General features: G+C 60.2%; 1 protein-coding gene. It reads right to left on the bottom strand.

The window, feature by feature from the left end; all coding sequences use genetic code 11:
- Nucleotides 1–1,208 (bottom strand): NRAMP family divalent metal transporter (locus tag QN357_RS19000; protein WP_323505400.1); only part of this gene is annotated, 1,208 nt, incomplete at both ends.

Raw genomic sequence — 1,208 nt, 5'->3', positions numbered from 1 at the left:
AGGACCATGGCGAGGATCAGGTAGGCGCGCAGCACGCCCAATCCGATGGTCCGACCGGTGGAGAGCTCCGGGCGGGCGAGGAGGGTGAGGGGTGGCATCCGCCAACGGAGACGTTGACTGTGTTCCATCGGGAGCACCGCATCACCGGCCGGGCGTCGCCGGCGAAGGACCAGGGCGGTCGCTCCGACAAGAATTCCCAAGACGCTGCCCCCGCCGAGGATGGACAAGATTGTCTCTCCCGTGATGTCTGGGAAGAGAACGCTGGCTGTGAGGATGATGGAAAGCATGACCAGCACGGCGACGACAACAGACGTGAACAGGTTCAACCATTTGCCGTTGACCCAGGGGCCCAGCACGTCTTTGTCGTTGCAGAGCAATAAGAGGAAGACCGTGGCTGAAGGTAGCAGCACCCCGGCGAGAGTCTGTACTCCCACGGTCAAGAGTCCCAGCGGCGCACCGGGAATCAGAACAATCGTGGCTGCCAGGGCGAGGAGGGCAGCGAATACGGCGTAGAAGCCCTTCGCTTCCCACGGTTTGCGGTGCAGGGAGTGCTTCAACCCCAACACGTCGCCCAACGCGTATGAAGTAGACAAACCTACTGCGGCCGCACCAATAATGGACGCGTCGATCAACGCGATCGCGAACATCACTCCCACGCCAGGTCCGACAAACTTGCCGAGGCCTTCTGCGACCCCGAGTGCGTCAGTGAAATTGCCGAATTCGGGCCGGCCCGTGAAGGTGGCGGACGTGAAGCCGATGATCGCGGCCGCACCGACGATGACCATCAAGATCCCGATCCACAAGTCGACCTTTTCGTAATTCATGAACCGGGGCGTGATGCGCTTGTCAATGACATAGGACTGTTGGAAGAACAACTGCCACGGGGCGACGGTCGTGCCGACGATCCCGATGATGAGCAGCATCACCGTGGAAAGTTGGGACCCGGGTGGCATCCCGGGGAGCACAAAATTGGTCGCCATCTCACCCAGATTCGGACCCGACAGAAAGAAAATGGGGACCAACAAGAGGGACCCGGCAACAAGAACCATGCTGACGCGTTCGAACCGTTTAAAAGACCCGGTGCTGACGGCGCCGAGCACGAGCACGGCTGCAACAATTACGCCGGGAATCTGGGGGATGCCCAGATACTGCAAGCCCAAACTGATACCGATGAATTCGGTCACGATGGTGAGCGCGTTCAGGATGAA

This window comes from Cryobacterium sp. RTC2.1 (assembly GCF_035018685.1).
In the GTDB taxonomy this organism is placed as follows: domain Bacteria; phylum Actinomycetota; class Actinomycetes; order Actinomycetales; family Microbacteriaceae; genus Cryobacterium; species Cryobacterium glucosi.
This window is presented reverse-complemented; position numbering and strand designations above follow the sequence as displayed.